Below are 20,181 nucleotides of genomic sequence, written 5' to 3'. Positions count from 1 at the left end.
AGGAACTTCATGCGTTGGTCACAACTACGCAGGCTTGCCATCAGCCTGCCCCTCGCCATTCTGGCGGCTATTTTGCTCGTTGGCATCAACGAGGTAGGGTACAAGCGCTCGCGCGATGCTCTTGACAATTTGTCACATATCAACAATGCCCGGACGACGCTGAGCATGTTGCTGCAGAACATGCTCGATGCCGAAACCGGCATGCGCGGCTACCTGCTGACGAATGACGAGCGCTACCTGGAGCCGTATGAGAAAGCGGTCTCGTCGGTCAACGGCAATCTCGACAACCTGCGCAACATCTTCATGTCGTCGCGCCCGGACCTCGACACCTTTGCGCCGCTGTCGCGTCAGGTCGCACGCAAGCTTTCGGAAATGGAACTGAGCCTGCGCCTGTACCGCCAGGGCAACGAGGAGGCATGGCGTTTCGTCATGTTCACCGACCTGGGCAAGGAGAACATGGACGCGATCCGGGCCTACAGCCGCAGCCTGATGGAGAGCACCACCGAGCGCAGCCGCATCAGCCAGGCCAACATCGAGCAGTCGTTGCTGCTGTCACGCATCGGCATTGCCACCGTGACCGTGATCGGGCTGCTGGCGTTCTACATGTACCTGCGCCAGGCCCACAGCCTGCAGGCATCGCACGAACGCGAGCAGGAGTTGCAGCGCGACGAGCGCCTGCGCCTGGAGGAGCTGGTGCGCGAGCGCACGGCCACGCTGACCGAACTGGCCAACCACTTGCAGCAGGTGCGCGAAGACGAACGCGGCCATCTGGCGCGCGAGCTGCATGACGAACTGGGTGCGCTGCTGACGGCCGCCAAGCTCGATGTCGCGCGGCTCAAGTCGCGCATCGACATGTCCACGCCGGAGATTTCCGAACGCGTGCAGCATTTGATCGAGGCCCTCAACAGCGGCATTGCGCTCAAGCGGCGCATCATCGAGGACCTGCGCCCTTCCTCGCTCGCCAACCTGGGCCTGATCACTTCGCTGGAGATCCTCACGCGCGAATTCGGCCAGCGCAGCAACATCGAGGTCGAAGCCAATCTCGAACCCGTGGAACTGCCGGAAACCACCCAGCTCACGGTCTACCGCATCGTGCAGGAGTCGCTGACGAACATCGGCAAGTACGCCAAAGCCAAGCACGCCGTGGTCACGGTCCACAACTACCCGACCTACGTTGCCGTGCAGATCCAGGACGACGGCGAGGGTTTCGAGACCGGCACCGTGCGCCTCAATTCCCATGGCCTGGCCGGCATGCGCCACCGTGTCGAGGCGGCAGGTGGCCGCCTCACCGTCTCCTCCGAAGTCGGCAAGGGCACCACCATCTCCGCGGTCATTCCCCTGACTGCAGCCCCGCCCCCGGCTCCAGCCGCACCCATCCTGGGCTGAGCCAGCCGCCAGGCCGCACGCCTGGCGGATCCTTTGCGCGCTGTAGGACCAGGACCACCTCGGCGACCTCCTCAAGGCTGACGAAGCGGTCCGCCTGACACTGGCAGCGCAGCCATCTGCGGACCCCTAGAGTAAGTGTTACAGCAACGCTGAACGCAGGCAAGCTTCCGATCTGCGTCAGTCCGCTTCATAGGAGAACCGCATGCTGCATTACGCCGTCATCTTTCTGGTCATCGCCCTGATTGCCGCTGTCTTTGGCTTTGGCGGGATTGCCGCTGGCGCCGTGGGCATTGCCAAGATCCTGTTCTATATCTTCGTGATCATGGCCATTGTGACGTTCGTGCTGAGCCTTCTGAAAAAGCGCTGAGTCCGCCCCGCCCCCTGCCACGACCGCATTACCAAAGGAGTACTTCATGAACGTGAACAACGCCAACGACAACACGCAAAAAGCTGCTGACGCCACTAAGGACCTGGTCAACAATGCCGCCGAAACCGCCAAGGAAGGCGTGAACGCCACGCGCAAGGTGGCTTCGGACGCAGTGGACAAGGCGCATGAAACGCTGGACGCCGCACAGAAGCAGATCAACCCGGTGATCGACGACCTGGCCGCCCGCGCCCAGGAACTCGCCAACCGCAGCATCCATTTCTGCGCCGACACCTCGGAACGTGCGCGCCGCCAGCTCCAGCAGGCCAGCGAAGTCACGACCCGCTACGTTGTCGAGCAACCCGGCAAGTCGATGCTGCTGGCAGCGGTCGCTGGCGCGGCAGTCGCCACCGCACTGATCTGGGGTTCGCGTTCTTCGCGTCACTGAACAAAGCCGGCCACAGGCAACCACATTTCACCAACTAGAGGGACATAACCATGAAATTCACCCGCGCCATTGCTTTCGCCGTCGTTACCGGCACCACCCTGATCGCCGCCACCGGCTGTTCCGTGTTCCGCGACCAGCAGACCGTTGGTTCGTACATGGATGACGCCGGCATCACCACTGCCGTGAAGGCGAAGATGGCCGAGGACAAGTCGGTTGCCGCCTCCTCGATCAGCGTCGAAACGCTGAACCGCACGGTCCAGCTGTCCGGCTTTGCCAAGTCGCAAGCCGAAAAGGCGCGTGCCGAGCAGATCGCCCGTTCCACCAAGGACGTGCGTGAAGTGCGAAACAATATCGTTGTTCGCCCCTGAGCTGACTGACGGGCTTCGCCACAGGCCCGACAGGCTCGCATGAAAGGGCCGGAAGTGATTCCGGCCCTTTTTGTTTTTGCCGTAGAGTAGGCCCATGCAGGTATTCAATTGCGACCAATGCGGTCACCTGGTTTTCTTCGACAGCGACCACTGCCTGCACTGCGGCGCAACGCTGGCGTTCCTGCCGCAGACGCTGGAGATGGCTGCGATGCAGCCGCTGGAAGGCGGCTGGTGGCAGCGCGCGGTGCCGGCCGCAGAGGATGGGGCGCAATTGTTCCGCTTCTGCCGCAACCGCATCGAGTACGACGCGTGCAACTTCACGGTGGCCGGCAGCGATCCGCACGCGCTGTGTGTCTCCTGCCGGCAGACGCGCTGGCTGCCCGACCTGTCCGATCCATCCAATCTGCGGCGCTGGCGCCAGATCGAGGCCGCGAAGCGGCTGCTGTATTACAACCTCGCCCGCCTGGGCCTGCAACCGCAGGACGGCTGGCACGGCCCGGTCTACCATCTGCTGGAAGATATCGAAGGCCAGCCCAGGGTCATGACCGGGCATGACAACGGCACCATCACGCTCAATGTCGCCGAGGCCGATGACGAGGAGCGCGCGCGCCGGCGGGTATCGCTCAACGAGCCCTACCGCACCTTGATCGGCCACTTTCGCCATGAATGCGGGCATTTCTTCTGGGATCTGCTGATATGCGACAGCCCCTCGCGGCTGGAGCGCTTTCGCGAGCTTTTCGGCGACGAGCGCGAAGACTATGGCGAAGCCTTGCAGCGTTACTACGCCAAGGAAGACAAGTTCAGCGGCTGGCAGGATGAATTCATCAGCGCCTACGCCCAGTCCCACCCCTGGGAAGACTGGGCCGAGACCTGGGCGCATTACCTGCACATGGTGGACCTGCTGGAAACCGCGGCCAGCTACCAGACCCATGTGACCGTGCCCGGGCCGACCACGCTGCACGACCAGCGCGTCGAGAATCCCTTCGGTCGCCAGCGGCCCGACTTCAACACCATGCTGGAACAATGGGTGCCACTGACGCTGCTGCTCAACAGCCTGAACCGCAGCCTGGGCCACCTCGACGCCTATCCGTTTGCGTTGTCTGCCGGCGCGCGCTGCAAGCTGCTATGGGTCCATGAGCTGCTGCAGGAACATCAGCGCACCGGGTTGCCTGCGCTCTGAGCCAGGGGCCTCGCAATCAGCCGGCCAGCAGCCCTGCAACCTTCTGCCGCAGGCGCTCGTAAACCTCGGCGGAGACGAACTTGTCGACCTCGCCGCCCAGCGTCGCGATCTCGCGCACGAAAGTGCTGCTGATGAACTGGAACTTGTCGCTGGGCGTGAGAAAAACCGTTTCCACCTCGGGCATGAGGGTGCGGTTCATGCCCGCGAGCTGGAACTCGTAGTCGAAGTCGGTGACCGCGCGCAGGCCGCGCACCATGGCCTTGCCGCCGCGCTGCACCACGAAATCGCGCAGCAGGCCGGAGAAGCTCTCCACCTCGACCTGCGGATAGGGCTTGACGGCTTCGCGCACCATGGCGATCCGCTCCTCAAGGCTGAACAGCGTCTTCTTGTGGTGCCCTGCCGCCACGGCAACGATCACCCGGCCGAACAATTGCGAGGCGCGGCGCACCACGTCCTCATGGCCCAGGGTGATCGGATCAAAGGTGCCGGGATAGACGGCAAGCACGTTTTCGGCCATGGCGGGAAGTCTCCGGGTAGCAGGTGGATGGCGCGGGGAATGCGCCTTGCGGCCGATTATGCCGGAGCGCTTTCTCGCTCCGGCAGGCGGGACTCAGGCGGCCTCGCCGGTCTCCGCTGCCTTGCGCAGCAGATGCGCATGCACCGCGCCGGCCTTGAGGTAGCGCTGGCGCACCAGCCCCAGTGGCGCCAGCGCGGCCGCATCCCACTCGGCAGGCGCTTCGAGATAGATCCAGCCGTCGGCGCTGGCCGCAGTGCAGGCCGCGCGCAGCGCCGGCAGGAACAGCGCGTTCTCGCCAAACGGCGGATCGAGCAGCACCAGATCCAGGCTGCCGGGTGCCGCCTGCTGCAACGCGCCGAGCGCATCGCCGCGCTGTATCTTGACCGCTTTCGCGTCGAGGCGCTGCTGCAGGCTGCGCAACTGCGCCACCAGGCCCGCGTCAAGTTCGACCATGGCGACGTCCTTCGCGCCGCGCGATGCGGCCTCGAAACCCAGCGCGCCGGTGCCGGCAAAGGCATCCAGGCAGCGCCAGCCCGTGAGGTCCTGCCCGAGCCAGTTGAACAGCGTCTCGCGCACGCGGTCGGGCGTGGGCCGCAAGCCGGGACGCTGGGCCACGGCCAGGCGCGTGCGGCGCCACTGCCCGCCAATGATGCGGATCTCGCCCGCGCCGGCGGCGACTGGCTTGGCCGCGGGCGCCGCCTTGGCCGGCTTGCCTTTCGCCGGTGCCGGTGCTTCAGGCGCTTCAGGCGCTTCAGGCACATTGCGCTGGCGCCCGCGCGTCTTGCGCTCCAGCGCGGCAATCGCGTCATTCACGGCCATGGACTGCACATCGAGATGGATACGGGAACGGCTCATGGCTTGCGGGCTCCCACGTCCACCGTCACCATGCGCTCGGGCTGCAGCATGCGCGCCATCGCCGCACGCACGTCACCGGTGGTCAGCGCCTCGACGCGCTCGGTCCAATGGTCGAGATAGTCGAGCGGCAACCCATTCCAGGCGATGTTGGCGACATTGGACAGCAGCTTGCGGTTGCTGTCGATGCGCAGCGCAAAGCCGCCGATCAGGTTGTCCTTGGCAGCGCGCAGCTCGGCCTCGGTGGGTCCGTTGGCAACGAAGTCGGCCAGCACCTGCTGCGAGACCTTGATGGCTTCGGGTGCCTGATCGGAGCGCGTCTGCAGTCCGATGACGAACGCACCCGCATGCAGGCCGGGCGCGAACGTGCTGTACACGCTGTAGCTCAGGCCGCGCTTTTCCCGCACCTGCTCCATGAGCCGCGAAGTGAAGCCGCCGCCGCCGAGGATGTGGTTGCCCACCATGACCGCCAGGAAATCGGGATTGCGCCGCGTGATGCCGGGCTGGCCGATCAGCACGTGCGCCTGCGCCGAAGCAAACGGAATCTCGATGTTGCTCGCGGCCTTGAGCGCCGGCACCTCGGGCAGCGCAGGCTGCTGCCGGCACGGCGCACCCGGGGCGGCCTTGGCGGTGTCATGCGCGTGCAGCGGCGCCAGCAGCCGCGTCACCAGCTGGTCGGCCTGGACACGGTCCAGCGCGCCGACGATGCTCACGCGCGCGCCGCAGGCATTGATCAGCTTGCGGTGGAACGCCTGCATGGCGCCGATATCGATGTTGGCCAGGGTGGCCTCGGTGTTCTGCTGCCCGTAGGGGTGGCCGCCATAGACGGCGGTGGAAAAAGCCTTGGCGGCAATGGTCGCGGGCCGGGTATCGGCCTCCTTGATGGCAGCGCTCCAGCGCGCGCGTTCGCGCTGCCATACATCCACGGGCCAGCTCGGCTCGGCAATCTGGCGCGCGGCCAGCTGCGTGGCCCGGCTCAGCAACGCCGGATCGGTCAGCGAGCGCAGCGCATAGCTGAAGGCGTCATCGTCGGCGCCGGCGCCAAAGCTCGCGCCCAGGTCGGCCCAGGCTTCGCCCAGCGCGTTTTCATCCCGGGCCGGATCATTGCCGCTGGCGCGCACGCCCTTGGAAGCCATCAGCGCCACGGCCGAGGCCAGGCCCGATTGCGCGGCCGGATCGCGGCGGCTGCCGGCGTCGAAGGCCACATGGACATCGACCATGGGAATGCCCGGGCTGTTGACCAGCCAGACCTGGGCGCCGCTGGGTTGGGTCCAGTGCTCGATCGGCAGCAGGGCCCAGGCGGGCTGGGCGGCCAGCAGGCCGCCGGTGAGGGCCAGCAGCAGGCTGGCGGTGCGTGTGGAAAGTGCTTTCATGCGTTCGCTCCGTGGCATGCTCAATGCAGGGGCTGCTCGGAGGCAGACTCGGGACGCCGGGGCTTGGACGGATCGAGCGGCTGCGGATCCAGCGTGGCCACCGTGAGCTGGCGGTCGCCGAAATAGCGCGCGGCCACGTCCTGCACCTGCTTGGAAGTGACTGCGCGCAGATGCTGCAGCAGGCGCTCCTCGGCATCGACCGGCAGGTGCATGCTCCAGTAACTGCCCAGCCCCTGGGCCTGGTTGAACACCGAGTCGCGCTCATAGACGTTGCTCGCGATCCACTGGGTCTTGACGCGTTCGAGTTCGGCTGCGTTCACCCCTTCGCGCGCCACGCGCGCCACCTGGGCACGCAGCGCCGCTTCGACCTGGGCCGCCGTCTTGCCGGCCGCGGGCACGCCAGTCAGCATGAACATGCTCGGGCCGCGCGCCAGCACCGAGGCCGAACTGCCGGCCGAGTCGGCCACGCGGTTGGGCCCCTGCTCCAGCGCGCGCTCCAGGCGTGCGCCGCTGTAGCCGCTGAGCACCTCCGACAGCACCAGCAGCGCCAGCGCGTCCTTGTCCTGCGGACCCAGCGTCTCGAGTTGCGAAATGCCCGGCACCTTGAAGCCGAGCGCGACGAAAGCCTGTTCGGCCGGCAGCTTCACGGTGATGCGGCGCAGTTGCTTTTGCTCGGGCTCGGCCTGCGTCTGGCGCTCCGGAGTGGGCTTGGCCGGCAGGCTGCCATAGTACTTCTCGGCAAGGCGCCGCACCTCGGCGACATCGACATCGCCGGCCACGACCACCGCCGCATTCGACGGCACATACCACTTGCGGAAGAAGGCGCGCGCGTCGTCGGGCGTCATCGCGTCGAGGTCCTTCATCCAGCCGATCACCGGACGGCGATAGCTCGACGCCGTATAGGCCGTGGCATAGAGCTGCTCGAACAGCGCGGCGCGCGGCTGGTCGTCGGTGCGCATGCGGCGCTCTTCCTTGACCACTTCCAGCTCCCGGCGGAACTCGTCGTCAGGCCACTGGTTGTTGGCGAAACGGTCGGACTCGAGGCGCATCACGTCCTCGAGGCGATTCGACGGAATCTGCTGGTAGTAGCCGGTGTAGTCGCGGCTGGTGAAAGCGTTGTCGCGCCCGCCCAGCGCGGCCACGCGGCGCGAGAACTCGCCCGCGGCCAGCTCTTTCGAGCCCTTGAACATCATGTGTTCGAGCACATGGGCGACCCCTGACTTGCCGTCGACTTCATCCATCGAGCCCACGCGCACCCAGACCATGTGCACTGCTGTGGGCGCACGCCGGTCGGGCTGCACGATCAGCTGCATGCCGTTCGACAGCGTGAACTGCTGCGCACCCACGGCGGCGGAAGCCGGCGCGGAAGGCACGGATGGCCCGGAGGGAGGGTTTGCAAGGGCTGGATTTCCAGCCCCGGCGCTCAGACAGGCCACGAGGCCCAGGAGGGTAAGAGCACGTTTCATAGAATGCTGAGATTCTACGAACCTGCCAATGTTCAGTTTTTTCAAAAAAAAGCCCCTTTCTTCCGCCGTACCACCTGCCGATGAGCCGGTGAGTGCGCCCGCGTCCGCGCCTACCCCGCCGGTGCCCGATCCGGAAATTGCTCTGGAGATTATCCCGGACTCGGCCAACCAGGAGGCGGACGCCGCCGTTGCGCCAAGCCCGCCATCCATGCCGCCGGTTGCCGCACCGGCTCCAGGCACGATGGACCGGCTGCGCCAGATGTTTGGTGCCGGCAGGCCCGCAGCCCCTGCCCCGGTCATCCCTGCGCCCGTGGCCGAGCCTTCCGTGCCTGCACCGGCCGTGCCTGCACCGGCCGTGCCTACACCGGCCGTGCCTGCACCGGCCACGGTTGCCGCAGCACCCGCAGCGGAACGCGCGCACTGGCTTGGCCGGCTCAAGGCCGGGCTGCGCAAGACCGGCTCGAGCATCTCCACGGTATTCACCGGCACCAAGATCGACGACGCCCTGTATGAAGAGCTCGAAGATGCGCTGCTGATGGCGGACACCGGCGTCAAGGCCACCCAGCATCTGCTGGCCGACCTCAAGCGCCGCGTGAAGGAAACCAAGGCCACCGAACCCGCGGCCGTCAAGGAATTGCTGGCCCAGTCGCTGGCCGACCTGCTGCAGCCGCTGGAAAAGCCGCTGGTCATCGGCCAATACACGCCCACGGTGATCATGGTCGCGGGGGTCAACGGCGCGGGCAAGACCACGTCCATCGGCAAGCTGACCAAGCATCTCGCCGATGAAGGCGCAAGCGTGCTGCTGGCAGCGGCCGACACGTACCGCGCCGCCGCGCGCGAGCAGTTGGGCGTCTGGGCCACGCGCAACACCGTGGAGATCGTCAGCCAACAGGGCGGCGATCCGGCCGCCGTGAGCTTTGACGCGGTCACGGCCGGCAAGGCGCGCAAGAAGGATGTGGTTCTGGTGGATACCGCAGGCCGGCTGCCAACCCAGCTGCACCTGATGGAAGAACTGAAGAAGATCCGCCGCGTGGTCACCAAGGCCGATGCCACGGCGCCGCATGAAGTGCTGCTGGTGATCGACGGCAACACCGGCCAGAACGCGCTGGCACAGGTGCGCGCGTTCGACGACGCGCTGCAGCTGACCGGCCTGGTGGTCACCAAGCTCGACGGCACGGCGAAGGGCGGCGTGCTGGCAGCGATTGCGCAGGAGCGGCCCATTCCGGTGTATTTCATTGGCGTGGGCGAGAAGCTCGAAGACCTGGAAACCTTCAATGCGCGGGAATTCGCGCAGGCACTGCTGAGCTAGCCCGCGGCAAGCCGGCTGGCTTGCCGCAGCGCGTGCGAACTCAATTCGCGGCAATCGGCCGCGCCAGTGCCGCGCTGAAGGCATCCGCCTTGGCGGAAAATTCGTCGATTTCCGCCTGCAGCGCCGCAAACTCCTGGTCGACCATATGGCTGGTCCGGGCCACCAGGGCTTGCGCCGAGGCGCCCATGGCCTCCCGCTGCTCCCGGGCCTCGGCTTTGTGTTCGAGCCTGGCCTGGGCGCGCAGTTCTCGCTGCTGCGCACGATCCGCCTGGTGTTGCGCCGTCGCGGCCTGGCGCTCGTCACGTTGCGCCTGTTTGTGCTCCGCCATCTCCGCACGGCTTTGTTTGCGCGCCAGCTTGGCTTGAGTGCGCATGTCCTCCCGCATCTGCTGATTGTCCTGACGCAGTTGCTGAAGGTTCTGCTTGTGCTCTGCCTGCGCCGCGGCACGTTGCTCGTTGCGTTCGCTGCGCGCTTCGGCATTGCGCTCGCGTACCTGTGCCCGCTGCTCCTGCGCAGCGCTGCGCACGGCATTTGGCTTACCGGCGGAGGGTTGCGCCGACAAGGTGTCGGCCGCGGCCGGCGACGCGCCTGCGGCGAGCTGGTTGACCTGCGCGATCTGGCCATCGAGCTTGCCACGGGCTTGCGCCCACAATTGCTTGGTCTCGGCCAGCTTGGCCTGCACCGCGCCAAGCCGCTCATCGCCGGTGGCCCTCAGCCTGGCGGCAAGCTGGCTGAGCTTGGTGGCTTTGTTTGCCAGGCCTGCTGTCTCGGCCTGGGTGTTGCGCATTTCCTTCATCGTGCCTTGCAGCGCTTGCGCCTGGCCCGATGCGCGCGAGGCAGGCACAGCTCCTGCCGCAGCCGAGCCTGAACCAGCGCCCTGGCCTTCCGCCAGCTTGGCGTAGCCAATGGCCCGCTTGATCTCCCGGCTGGTCAGCGGCTGGTCGTTGCCCATGTAGAACCCGGTCTTCGCCAGCGCGGTATCCGCCGCCTTGCTGCCGAACCTGCGCGTCATCGCCGCCACGAACGCTTCCTTGGTGTCGCTGTTGATGCGCGCCGGGTTCTCTCCGCGGACCCACTGCATGATCCGGCCGAAGAAACCCTGCTTGGCCGGCTGTGCCTGCAGCCCGTCTTTTTTCAACGCAACGGCTTCGTCCTTCTTGGCCGCGATGCCGAAGTCGCGCAGCGCAGGCGCGCTGTTGATGGTGGATGGAATGTTCATGCTTGCCTCCTTGCCTCCTTGCCTCCTTGCGTCAGGCGCGGATCATTCCAGGATTGCCCTGGGGCATGCGGGCCAGCGAAGCCGCTGTCCCGGCAGGCTCGTCGAGCTCTTCGTCCAACACGCTCAGCCATGTCTTCCAGTACTCGGCAGCACTGACGAACGCCTGCAGGCTGGCCGAGAGCGCGGGCAGGTCAAGCAAGCGCAGCGGATACGCCCGGAACATCGACACGGTGCCGCTCTCCTTGTCGATGCCGATCTGCCCGCCGGCCGTGCCGATGCTGAAATAATTGGCCTGCAGGAGCGGCAGCAGGAGCGTGGGATCGCCACGCTGGGCGTTGTCCAGAATGCCCAGCAGGCTGTAGACCAGCAGATCCTGCGTCTCCCCGATGAAGTCGATGTTGACGGCCACTTCATCGAAGACCAGGGCGCAGTGGCCGCTGTCATCCAGTGACATTCCCGGCAACCCCAGCGATGCGCCAAATCCCGACAGAAGCTGTTGAGCCTGGGAGATATCCATTGCACTTCCTTTGTTTGCAAGCAAGAAATCAGCGCGCAGGCTGCCTGCCCGTACGCGGCGTTCCTTTTAGTCACCGAAACACGCCTGCTGTTCCAGCGGCCTTTGCTCCTTGGGCCGCGGGTTCCGTTTGATACAACTGCTTGCCCCGTGCATGCCATGGTTAAGGAACTTCTTGCTTAGCACTCTCTCCAATAGACTGCTAATATGAAGATATGGAAGAAAGGACTTCAATGACCTCCACATCCGCTAACCTCGCGACGACCACTGTGGCATCCGCCAATCCCTGGGCGCTCGTCCCCCCGCTGGGCAATCTCGATGCCTATATCACGGCAGTGAACCGTCTTCCCATGCTCACCGTCGAGGAAGAGCAGGACTACGCACGCCGCCTGAAGAACGACAGCGACCTGGACGCAGCCGGCCGCCTGGTCATGTCGCACCTGCGGCTGGTGGTGGCCATTTCGCGCCAATACCTGGGTTATGGCCTGCCGCACGGCGACCTGATCCAGGAAGGCAATGTCGGCCTGATGAAAGCCGTCAAGCGCTTTGACCCCGATCAGGGCGTGCGCCTGGTGAGCTACGCCATGCACTGGATCAAGGCCGAGATCCACGAATACATCCTGAAGAACTGGCGCATGGTCAAGCTGGCCACGACCAAGGCGCAGCGCAAGCTGTTCTTCAACCTGCGTTCGATGAAGCAAGGCCTCAAGGCCGATGCCGCCGCGCTCGACGAAGGCACGCACCGCGACACCCTGAGCCCGAACGAGATCGATACGGTCGCGCAAAAGCTCAACGTCAAGCGCGAGGAAGTCATCGAGATGGAAACCCGGATGTCGGGCGGCGATGTGCTGCTCGACCCGTCCCCCTCCGATGACGGCGAGAACGCGTTCGGCCCGATTGCCTATCTGGCCGACGGCTCGCACGAGCCCACGGCCATGATCGAGTCGCGCCAGCGCGATGCGCTTGCCACCGATGGCATCAGCCTGGCGCTGGGCGGTCTGGACGAGCGCAGCCGGCGCATCGTCGAGGAACGCTGGCTCAAGGTCAACGACGATGGCTCGGGCGGCATGACGCTGCACGAACTGGCCGCGGTGTATGGCGTGAGCGCCGAGCGCATTCGCCAGATCGAGGCTGCCGCCATGAAGAAGATGAAAAAAACGCTGGCTGAATACGCCTGAGTTTTCTCGCGGAGATAATCGGCGCACCGCCTGAACAGGCGGTGCGCTTTTTTCATGGTGCCGCCCCAACTACCTATGACGATCCGAGGAGTTCGCATGATTTCCAGACTGAACCGCCGCACGCTGCTGGCCTCGGCGGCCTGCGCTGCGGCTGCGGCCTGTGCCCCTGCGCTGGCAGCCGAGCCCGCGCACTGGCCCACGCGGCCGGTGAAGCTGATCGTCGGTTTTCCCGGCGGTTCGTCGCCCGACCTGGTGGCGCGCACGCTGGCCGAGCCGCTGGGCAAGCTGCTGGGGCAGCCCGTCGTGGTGGAAAACAAGGTCGGCGCAGGCGGCAACATCGGCGCCGAAGCCGTGGCCCATGCCACCGACGACCACACGCTGGGCCTGATGATCAACGGCAACATGACCATCGCCAAGCTGATCAATCCCAAGGCCACCTACGATCCGCTCAAGGACCTGCAGCCGGTGAGCCTGATTGCCACCGCGCCGCTGGCGCTGGCCGCTTCCGCCCATTCACCCGGCGCCACGGCGGCTGAATTCTTCGCGGCAGCGCGCGCGAGCGGCGACAAGTGGAGCTATGGCAGCCCGGGAATCGGCACCGTGGCACATATCGGCATGGAACTGCTCAAGGCGCGCGCCCATATTGCCCCGGTGCACATCCCCTACCCCGGCAACCCGCAGGTGATCAACGGCATCATTGGCGAGCAGATCCAGCTGGCGCTGCTGCCCCCCGCCATGGCGGCCGCCCAGGCGCGCGCCGGCAAGCTGCGCGTGATCGGCGTGACCTCGGCCAGCCGCTCGTCGCTGGTGCCCGAATATCCGAGCCTGTCAGAAGCCGGCATTGCCAACTACCAGATGGAGATCTGGAACGCCGTGGCCGCACCGCGCTCCATGCCGCAGCCGCTGGTGCAGCGCCTGGGCGCGCTGTTCAGCGAGATCGCGCGCAGCCCGGACATCCGCGCCAAGCTGTTCGCCCAGGGCTGGCAGGTCGCGGGTACCTCTTCCGAAGGATTGGCCAACCGCATCCGCACCGATGCGCAGGTGATGGGCGACATCATCCGCAGCCAGAAAATCACCGCCCAGTAACTGACCGCCACCTTCGCCCACTCCGGGTGGCTCACTGCCCGGCGGCGGCTCGATGCTCCGATATCAAGCCTTCTCGCCCAGCAGGGTGCGCACATCGGCCGCGAGCAGCTGCGGCCCGCTGCCGTAGCGCTCGTAGACGCGCAGCCGGCCCTGGGTGTCGTAGACATAGCTGCCCGCCGAATGGTCGAGCGTGTAGCTTTGCGGGGTCGGGCCTTCGACCTTCTTGTAGAAGATCTTGAAATCCTTGGCGATGGCCGCGGTCTGCTCGGGCGTGCCGCGCAGCGCGATGAAGCTCGGATCGAAGCTTTCCATGTAGGCCTTGAGCATCTCGGGCTGGTCGCGCTCCGGGTCGAGCGTGACGAAGATGCCCTGCAGGCGCTCGCCGTCGGCGCCCAGCAGTTGCTTGACTTCGGCGAGCTCCTGCAGCGAAGTCGGGCAGACATCGGGACACTGGGTATAGCCGAAGAACACCACCACGACCTTGCCGGCGAAGTCCTTGAGGCTGCGCTGCTGGCCCAGGGCATCGGGCAGGTTGAAGTCGCGCGCGTATTCCGCGCCGGTCACGTCCACGCCCTGGAAGCTGGCCTTGGTCTCGCGGCTGCAGCCGGCAAGCACGCCCGCCATGCCGATGCCCAGCGCCGAAGCCAGCGCACCCTTCAAAACCTGTCGTTTGTCCATAGTCGTCAAAAAAGATAGTGATCCACCAGCAAAGCGGCGAACAGAAAGCTCAGGTGGATCAGCGAGAACCGGAAGGTCTTGCGCGCCAGCGCGTCGGAGTAATTGCGCCACAGGCGAAAGCCATAGAAGCAGAACCCGAGGCCCAATGCCACGGCGGCCACCAGATAGAGCCAGGAACTCATGCCGAACACGAACGGCAGGAGGCAACCCGCAAACAATACCAGCGTATAGAGAAACACCTGCAAACGGGTGAATTCATTGCCATGGGTGACCGGCAGCATCGGCAGCCCGGCCTGGCGGTAATCCTCGACGCGGTACAGCGCCAGCGCCCAGAAATGCGGCGGCGTCCAGAGGAAGATGATCAGGAACAGGATCAGCGATTCGGGCGTGACCTGCCCGGTGACGGCGGCCCAGCCCAGCACCGGCGGCATGGCGCCTGAAGCGCCGCCGATGACGATGTTCTGCGGCGTCAGCGGCTTGAGGATCAGCGTATAGACCACCGCATAGCCGACGAAGGTGGCCAGCGTGAGCCACATGGTCAGCGGATTGACCCAGGCATACAGCAGCGCCGAACCCGCGGCGCACAGCAGCGTGGAAAACCCCAGCGCCTGCGCGTCCGAGAGCTGGCCCTTGGCCGTGGGGCGCCAGGCGGTGCGCTTCATGCGCGCATCGATGCCTTTTTCCACCAGGCAGTTGAACGCCGCGGCCGCGCCCGCGACAAGCCAGATGCCCACGCACGCCACGGCTATCAGCACCCATTGGTCCAGAGCAGGCCAGCCGGGAATCGCCAGCACCATGCCGATCAGCGCGCAAAAGACGATCAGTTGCACCACGCGCGGCTTGGTCAGCGCATAGAACTGGGCGGCGCGCGAAGGCGCGGAAACGGGGGCGGCAAGACTCATGCGCAAACTCGGTTCATGACGGGGGTCAATGGGCTGCGTCCGCACGCCCGGCCTGGTCCCACGAGGATGCCGCGCGCAACAGGCGGTCGAGATCGCGCTTGGCCTTCGACGCATTGGACTTGTCGAGCGCCGCGGGCATGCGCAGCATCCAGTGGCCCATCGGGTCGACCAGATATAGGTGGTCTTCGAGGCGCTGGCCCGCAGCCGGTTGCAGCCAGGCAGCCAGGGCCTGCGGATCGACGCGCAGCACCTGCGCCTGGGCCATGGCCGGCGCCAGCGCGGCCGGTGGCTGGGCCTGGTCGTTGATCAGCCAGACCCAGTCGAGCCGGTCCTTCTCTCGGCCCAAGCCTTCGCGCAGCTGGCGTTGCAGGTAGAGATGCTCTTCGCAGGCGGCATCGCATTGCCCGCCCGCGACGCTCACCAGCAGCCACTGGCCCTTGAGCGAGGACAGCGCCACGGGCGCACCGTCCGGCGTATGCGCCAGCACTTCCGGCAGCGGGCGCTGCGGCTGTATCAGTTCGCCGAAATTGCGCCGGCCTTCGGGCCTGACGATGTAATAGGTGAAGTACGAGGCGATGACCGGGGCCGCGCAGACCAGCAGCACCGCCATCATCTGCCAGCGCCCGGAGCGCGTGCGCTGGGCGCGCAAGGCATCGCCCGCGGCCGGCATGCCATGCACGCTCAGGTCCAGCGGCACGGCGCCGCCGTTCTCATGCGGCGGTGCGGCGTGGGCGAACGAAGCGTCGGAAGAGTTGGAACCAGACATAGAGAACCGCCATCAGGGCGCAGAGCCCGAACCATTGAAAAGCATAGCCGTAATGTTTGTCGACACCTGCGTCCACAGGGCTCCAGTCGCGCTGCAGGCCCTCGCTGGCCGCCCCGGTCTGCACCACGCTCATGTCCAGCAGCGGCAGGCCGGTTTCGCGGCGGTATGCGGCGATGTCGATATTCTGTCGGATAGGCGACGCTTGCGGAACAGGGTCTGCACCGGGTGCCATTTCGTACAGCCGGGCGGGCGACAGCGCCAGCCGGCCCGTAATGGCGACCTGCCCTTCGGGCGTGGCTACCGGCGCCAGCGCCGTGCGGTCCTGGAAATTGCGTGGAATCCAGCCGCGCTGCACCAGTACCACCGCGGGGTCGGGCCCGGACAGCTCCAGCGGCGTGAGCACGAAGAAGCCCGGGCGACCGTGCATCTGGCGGTTGTCGAGATAGACCGTCTGCCGCGCCAGCCAGCGGCCCTGCAATGCCACGGGCCGGTGCACCAGTTGCGCCGCAGGGGCAGCCAGCGCCTGGCGCAGCGCCGGCGCGTCTAGCGGCGCTTGCCGGCCACGCGCCTCGATGGCCGCGGCCAGCGCCTGCTTTTGCGCCGCGCGGTCGAGCTGCCAGCGCCCCAGCGCCGCAGTCCCCGCCATGCCCAGCGCCGCTGCCGCCGTGATGATCCAGAAGCGCGCGCCTGGGGGCCAACCCGCTGGCCTAGTGCTGTTGCTCACCGGATAATGGTCTCCATGAAAATCTTCATTGCCTTGGCGTTCCTGGGCATTCTCGCCAGCCTGGGCAGCGCCCTGTTCTTCATGATGCGCCGCCCGCGCAATGGTGTCGAGGATAACCGCCGCCGCAGCCAGCACATGGCGCGCGCGCTGGCCTTGCGCGTGGGCTTGTCGGTATTGCTGTTCCTGGTGCTGCTGATCAGCTGGAAGCTGGGCTATATCCAGCCCACCGGGCTGCCAGTGGGACGCTAGGGCACCAGGCCCTGGCGGCAGATACATGGAGGGCGGAGGGTTGCCCCCGCTCGCCCTGAGCCTGTCGAAGGGTGGGCCAGCTTACAGCCAGTAGACCAGCACGTAGAGGCCCAGCCAGACCACGTCCACGAAGTGCCAGTACCAGGCCGCGCCCTCGAAGCCGAAGTGCTTGTCGGCGGTGAAGTGGCCCTTTTGCAGCCGCAGCGTGATGAAGAACAGCATCAGCATGCCGACGAACACGTGGAAACCGTGGAAGCCCGTGAGCATGTAGAAGGTCGAGCCGAAGATGCCCGACGACAGCTTCAGGTTCAGGTCGGTATAGAGGTGGTAGTACTCATAGCCCTGCACGCACAGGAAGATGAAGCCCAGCACCACCGTGGCCCACATGAAGGCAATCGTGCGGCCGCGGTGGTTCTCGCGCAGCGCGTGGTGGGCGATGGTCAGCGTCACGCCCGAGGTCAGCAGCAGCGCGGTGTTGATGGTCGGCAGCCAGAACGGTCCCACGGTCTGGAACGGCTCGACCGTGCCGGCGGGCGAGGCCGTGGCGCCGGCCGCCATGCTGGGCCAGACGGCCTTGAAATCGGGCCAGAGCAAGGCATTCTCCAGCCCGCCGAGCGTGGGCACGGAGTGCGCGCGGCCCCACCACAGCGCGGTGAAGAACGCGCCGAACAGCATGACCTCGGAGAAGATGAACCAGCTCATGCTCCAGCGGAACGACAGGTCGATCTTGCGGCTGTAGAGCCCGCTTTCGCTTTCGCGGATCGCATCGCGGAACCACTGGTAGAGCACCAGCAGCCACCACGCCAGGCCGAAGAACAGGCTCCACTTGCCCCATTCATGGCCGTTGACCCACTGGCCCGCGCCCAGGATCACGAAGAACAGGCCGGCCGCGGCCATGATCGGATGCCGCGATTCGCCGGGCACATAGTAGTAGGGTGCCGCGCCCTGGGTAGTTCCACTCATATCCAGCTCCTCAAGCTCAAACGATCCAGTTCACAATCAAGATCAGGCCGGCGACCAGCAAAACCACCGCCACCAGCCCCCCCACCACCACCTGCAGCGGGGTGATGCTCTCCACGTCCTTCTGGTAATCACTGCCCTTGCGCACGCCCAGCAAGGCCCAGCCCACGGCACGCGCCGTGCGCAGCCGCCCGCCCTTGCGCGGTTCTTGCGGCGCGGTCATGACGCCTGCTCCGTGGCCGGCGGCACCGCAAGCACAGGCAACTGGGCCTGGCGCGCGGGTGCGGGAGGCGTCTTGCCGCCGACCTCGAAGAAGGTGTACGACAGCGTGATGGTGCTCACGTCCTTGGAAAGGCGCGGGTCGATGATGAAGGCCACGGGCCATTCCTTCTTCTCGCCGGGCTCGAGCGTGTACTGGTTGAAGCAGAAGCACTCGAGCTTGACGAAATGCGCGGCCGCCTGGTGCGGCGCGTAGCTGGGAATGGCCTGCGCGGCCATGCGCCGGTTCTGCACGTTCTGGAATTCGTACTCGACGACCATCAGCTCGCCTGGATGCACCTTGACCGAGCGCTGGCGCGGCGCGAAATGCCAGGGGCCGCGCGCATTGGAGTCGAACTCGACGGTGATGGTGCGGCTGGTGTCGACCTGGGTGTTGACCGGCAGCTTGGCGTTCGGGCCGACCTGGCCGTTGCCCGGCACCTGGCGCTCGGAGATCGCCAGGATGTTGATGCCCAGCGCCTCGCAGACATGCTTGTAGATGGGAATCAGCGCATAGCCGAACGCGAACATGCCGACGGCAATGACCGCCAGCTTGCCGACCATTCTGAGGTTTTCCTGGCGCACGCCCATCGCGGCCTCACTGCGCGCCGAGCCAGAGCATCTTGGCCACGAAGCCCGCCAGGAAGACGGCGGCGATCGAGGCCAGGATCAAGGCCAGGCGCAGGTTGCTCTTGCGTTGCTCGGGTGTCATGACGGGACCTCAGCCGATGACGCGGGTGGCCGTGGAGTCGAGCTTGGGCGGCGTTTCATAGGTATGGAACGGCGCCGGCGAAGGCACTTCCCATTCCAGCCCCTCGGCCGCTTCCCAGGGACGCTGCGGCGCCTTTTCGCCGTGGCCGCGCATCGCGGGCAGCACCACGAAGAAGAAGAAATAGACCTGCATCAGCCCGAAACCGAAGGCACCGATCGAGGCCACCATGTTGAAGTCGGCAAACTGCATCGGGTAGTCGGCGTAGCGGCGCGGCATGCCGGCCAGGCCCAGGAAGTGCATCGGGAAGAAGGTGATGTTGAAGAAGATCAGCGAGCCCCAGAAGTGGATGCGGCCGCGGGTTTCGGAATACATCACGCCGGTCCACTTCGGCGCCCAGTAGTAGTAGGCGGCAAACATCGAGAACAGCGAGCCCGCGACCAGCACGTAGTGGAAGTGGGCCACGACGTAATAGGTGTCCTGCAGCTGGATGTCGATCGGCGCCATGGCCAGGATCAGGCCGGTGAAGCCGCCCATCGTGAACACGAAGATGAAGCCGACGGCAAACAGCATCGGCGTCTCGAAGGTCATCGAGCCGCGCCACATGGTCGCGGTCCAGTTGAACACCTTCACCGCCGTGGGCACCGAGATCAGCATGGTCGCGTACATGAAGAACAACTGGCCCGTGACCGGCATGCCGGTGGTGAACATGTGGTGCGCCCAGACGATGAACGACAGGATGGCGATCGAGGCGGTCGCATAGACCATGGACGCATAGCCGAACAGCCGCTTGCGCGCGAACGCCGGCACGATCTGGCTGATGATGCCGAACGCCGGCAGGATCATGATGTAGACCTCGGGGTGGCCGAAGAACCAGAAGATATGCTGGTACATGACCGGGTCGCCGCCGCCCGCGGGGTTGAAGAAGCTGGTGCCGAAGTGGCGGTCGGTGAGCGTCATGGTGATCGCGCCGGCCAGCACCGGCATGACCGCGATCAGCAGATAGGCGGTGATCAGCCAGGTCCAGGCAAACATCGGCATCTTCATCAGCGTCATGCCCGGGGCGCGCATGTTGAGGATGGTGACGATGATGTTGATCGAGCCCATGATGGACGAGGCGCCAAGCACGTGCATCGCGAAGATGCTGGTGTCCATGGACGGGCCCATCTGCAGCGTCAGCGGCGCATAGAGCGTCCAGCCCGCCGCGGGCGCGCCGCCGGGCATGAAGAACGAGCCGACCAGCATCGCGCCGGCGGGCACCATCAGCCAGAAGCTGAAGTTGTTCATGCGCGCGAACGCCATGTCGGAGGCGCCGATCTGCAGCGGAATCATCCAGTTCGCGAAGCCGACGAAGGCCGGCATGATCGCGCCGAACACCATGATCAGCCCGTGCATCGTGGTCAGCTGATTGAACAGCTCGGGATTCACGAGCTGCAGGCCGGGCTGGAACAGCTCGGCGCGGATAAGCAGCGCGAGCACGCCGCCGACCATCAGCATGGTGAAGGCAAACAGCAGGTACAGCGTGCCGATGTCCTTGTGGTTGGTCGCATAGAGCCAGCGGCGCCAGCCCGTGGGCAGCGCGTGGTGATGGTCGTGGTGGTCGTGGCCCGCGTGCTCGGGGTGCGCTGCGGCCGGCCCATGGTTGTCAATGACTGCGCTCATCTTCGATTCCTCG

The 20,181-nt window shown here is 65.9% G+C and carries 24 protein-coding genes; 9 read left to right on the top strand and 15 right to left on the bottom strand.

The features are described 5' to 3' along the window. The first annotated feature begins 9 nt into the window (after window positions 1–9). From HUK68_RS03700 to HUK68_RS03680, 5 genes are all read left to right on the top strand, one after another. Window positions 10–1,386, top strand: coding sequence for a sensor histidine kinase (locus tag HUK68_RS03700; RefSeq protein WP_175502976.1), 1,377 nt, complete (start codon window positions 10–12; stop codon window positions 1,384–1,386). 202 nt (window positions 1,387–1,588) lie between these two features. Further along, entirely contained in the window at window positions 1,589–1,753 is a 165-nt protein-coding gene (locus HUK68_RS03695; RefSeq protein ID WP_175502975.1) for a DUF1328 domain-containing protein, read from the top strand. A gap of 46 nt (window positions 1,754–1,799) precedes the next feature. Beyond that, window positions 1,800–2,198, top strand: a complete 399-nt coding sequence (locus HUK68_RS03690) for a hypothetical protein (protein ID WP_175502974.1) — start codon at window positions 1,800–1,802, stop codon at window positions 2,196–2,198. A 50-nt stretch (window positions 2,199–2,248) separates the two neighbouring features. Next, the gene (locus HUK68_RS03685) at window positions 2,249–2,566 is read left to right on the top strand and encodes a BON domain-containing protein (protein ID WP_175502973.1); all 318 of its coding nucleotides are present in this window, start codon (window positions 2,249–2,251) and stop codon (window positions 2,564–2,566) included. A gap of 94 nt (window positions 2,567–2,660) precedes the next feature. Next, a complete protein-coding gene (locus HUK68_RS03680; protein ID WP_175502972.1) occupies window positions 2,661–3,746 on the top strand; it encodes a zinc-binding metallopeptidase family protein in 1,086 nt (361 codons plus the stop codon). Between the two features lie 16 nt (window positions 3,747–3,762). On the opposite strand, the gene coaD is transcribed toward HUK68_RS03680, so the two are convergent. The 4 genes from coaD to HUK68_RS03660 all read right to left on the bottom strand — a co-directional run bounded on the left by coaD (window position 3,763) and on the right by HUK68_RS03660 (window position 7,954). Beyond that, a complete protein-coding gene (gene coaD / locus HUK68_RS03675) occupies window positions 3,763–4,263 on the bottom strand; it encodes a pantetheine-phosphate adenylyltransferase (protein ID WP_175502971.1) in 501 nt (166 codons plus the stop codon). A gap of 93 nt (window positions 4,264–4,356) precedes the next feature. Beyond that, a complete protein-coding gene (rsmD, locus tag HUK68_RS03670; protein WP_315128441.1) occupies window positions 4,357–5,118 on the bottom strand; it encodes a 16S rRNA (guanine(966)-N(2))-methyltransferase RsmD in 762 nt (253 codons plus the stop codon). Then, window positions 5,115–6,488 (bottom strand): M16 family metallopeptidase, encoded by a 1,374-nt coding sequence (locus tag HUK68_RS03665; protein WP_175502970.1) that lies wholly within the window; start codon window positions 6,486–6,488, stop codon window positions 5,115–5,117. Before HUK68_RS03665 ends, rsmD begins: the two co-directional genes overlap by 4 nt. A gap of 20 nt (window positions 6,489–6,508) precedes the next feature. Continuing rightward, on the bottom strand, window positions 6,509–7,954 hold the full coding sequence (locus HUK68_RS03660; RefSeq protein ID WP_175502969.1) for a M16 family metallopeptidase: 1,446 nt from the start codon (window positions 7,952–7,954) through the stop codon (window positions 6,509–6,511). A gap of 28 nt (window positions 7,955–7,982) precedes the next feature. On the opposite strand from HUK68_RS03660, the gene ftsY reads away from it, so the two are divergent. After that, window positions 7,983–9,263, top strand: a complete 1,281-nt coding sequence (ftsY, locus tag HUK68_RS03655; protein WP_175502968.1) for a signal recognition particle-docking protein FtsY — start codon at window positions 7,983–7,985, stop codon at window positions 9,261–9,263. A 40-nt stretch (window positions 9,264–9,303) separates the two neighbouring features. Here the strand turns inward: ftsY and HUK68_RS03650 are convergent, their stop codons facing one another. Together HUK68_RS03650 and HUK68_RS03645 are read right to left on the bottom strand one after the other, a co-directional pair. Next, window positions 9,304–10,482 (bottom strand): coiled-coil domain-containing protein, encoded by a 1,179-nt coding sequence (locus tag HUK68_RS03650; RefSeq protein WP_175502967.1) that lies wholly within the window; start codon window positions 10,480–10,482, stop codon window positions 9,304–9,306. 31 nt (window positions 10,483–10,513) lie between these two features. Next, entirely contained in the window at window positions 10,514–10,999 is a 486-nt protein-coding gene (locus HUK68_RS03645; protein WP_175502966.1) for a type III secretion system chaperone, read from the bottom strand. A gap of 230 nt (window positions 11,000–11,229) precedes the next feature. On the opposite strand from HUK68_RS03645, the gene rpoH reads away from it, so the two are divergent. Then, entirely contained in the window at window positions 11,230–12,174 is a 945-nt protein-coding gene (gene rpoH, locus HUK68_RS03640) for an RNA polymerase sigma factor RpoH (RefSeq protein ID WP_175502965.1), read from the top strand. 96 nt (window positions 12,175–12,270) lie between these two features. Then, window positions 12,271–13,260: a Bug family tripartite tricarboxylate transporter substrate binding protein gene (locus HUK68_RS03635; protein ID WP_244146244.1), complete on the top strand. Its 990-nt coding sequence runs from the start codon at window positions 12,271–12,273 to the stop codon at window positions 13,258–13,260. Window positions 13,261–13,323: 63 nt separating this feature from the next. On the opposite strand, the gene HUK68_RS03630 is transcribed toward HUK68_RS03635, so the two are convergent. From HUK68_RS03630 to HUK68_RS03615, 4 genes are read right to left on the bottom strand one after another with little or no spacing between them, the layout of a single operon-like run. After that, window positions 13,324–13,938 (bottom strand): SCO family protein, encoded by a 615-nt coding sequence (locus tag HUK68_RS03630; protein WP_175502963.1) that lies wholly within the window; start codon window positions 13,936–13,938, stop codon window positions 13,324–13,326. 5 nt (window positions 13,939–13,943) lie between these two features. Then, the gene (cyoE, locus tag HUK68_RS03625) at window positions 13,944–14,840 is read right to left on the bottom strand and encodes a heme o synthase (RefSeq protein ID WP_175502962.1); all 897 of its coding nucleotides are present in this window, start codon (window positions 14,838–14,840) and stop codon (window positions 13,944–13,946) included. A 25-nt stretch (window positions 14,841–14,865) separates the two neighbouring features. Further along, window positions 14,866–15,606, bottom strand: coding sequence for a redox-active disulfide-containing membrane protein (locus tag HUK68_RS03620; RefSeq protein ID WP_175502961.1), 741 nt, complete (start codon window positions 15,604–15,606; stop codon window positions 14,866–14,868). Beyond that, window positions 15,551–16,252: an SURF1 family protein gene (locus tag HUK68_RS03615; RefSeq protein ID WP_175505723.1), complete on the bottom strand. Its 702-nt coding sequence runs from the start codon at window positions 16,250–16,252 to the stop codon at window positions 15,551–15,553. The genes HUK68_RS03620 and HUK68_RS03615 overlap by 56 nt, the downstream gene beginning before the upstream one ends. A gap of 84 nt (window positions 16,253–16,336) precedes the next feature. Here HUK68_RS03615 and HUK68_RS03610 point away from each other — a divergent pair, with 84 nt between their 5' ends. Continuing rightward, a complete protein-coding gene (locus tag HUK68_RS03610) occupies window positions 16,337–16,579 on the top strand; it encodes a twin transmembrane helix small protein (protein WP_175502960.1) in 243 nt (80 codons plus the stop codon). An 81-nt stretch (window positions 16,580–16,660) separates the two neighbouring features. On the opposite strand, the gene HUK68_RS03605 is transcribed toward HUK68_RS03610, so the two are convergent. From HUK68_RS03605 to ctaD, 5 genes are read right to left on the bottom strand one after another with little or no spacing between them, the layout of a single operon-like run. Further along, window positions 16,661–17,542, bottom strand: coding sequence for a cytochrome c oxidase subunit 3 (locus tag HUK68_RS03605; protein WP_175502959.1), 882 nt, complete (start codon window positions 17,540–17,542; stop codon window positions 16,661–16,663). Between the two features lie 16 nt (window positions 17,543–17,558). Continuing rightward, on the bottom strand, window positions 17,559–17,762 hold the full coding sequence (locus tag HUK68_RS03600) for a DUF2970 domain-containing protein (protein ID WP_175502958.1): 204 nt from the start codon (window positions 17,760–17,762) through the stop codon (window positions 17,559–17,561). Next, complete coding sequence (locus HUK68_RS03595) at window positions 17,759–18,388, bottom strand: cytochrome c oxidase assembly protein (protein WP_175502957.1); 630 nt, start codon at window positions 18,386–18,388, stop codon at window positions 17,759–17,761. The genes HUK68_RS03600 and HUK68_RS03595 overlap by 4 nt, the downstream gene beginning before the upstream one ends. Before the next feature lie 7 nt (window positions 18,389–18,395). After that, complete coding sequence (locus HUK68_RS23205; protein WP_221434049.1) at window positions 18,396–18,509, bottom strand: cytochrome oxidase small assembly protein; 114 nt, start codon at window positions 18,507–18,509, stop codon at window positions 18,396–18,398. A 9-nt stretch (window positions 18,510–18,518) separates the two neighbouring features. Continuing rightward, a complete protein-coding gene (gene ctaD / locus HUK68_RS03590) occupies window positions 18,519–20,168 on the bottom strand; it encodes a cytochrome c oxidase subunit I (protein ID WP_175502956.1) in 1,650 nt (549 codons plus the stop codon). Window positions 20,169–20,181 lie beyond the last annotated feature (13 nt).

This window comes from Comamonas antarctica, from assembly GCF_013363755.1.
GTDB lineage: Bacteria > Pseudomonadota > Gammaproteobacteria > Burkholderiales > Burkholderiaceae_C > Comamonas > Comamonas antarctica.
Note: the sequence above shows the minus strand (reverse complement) of the source record. Positions and strands in the feature narration are given on the sequence as shown.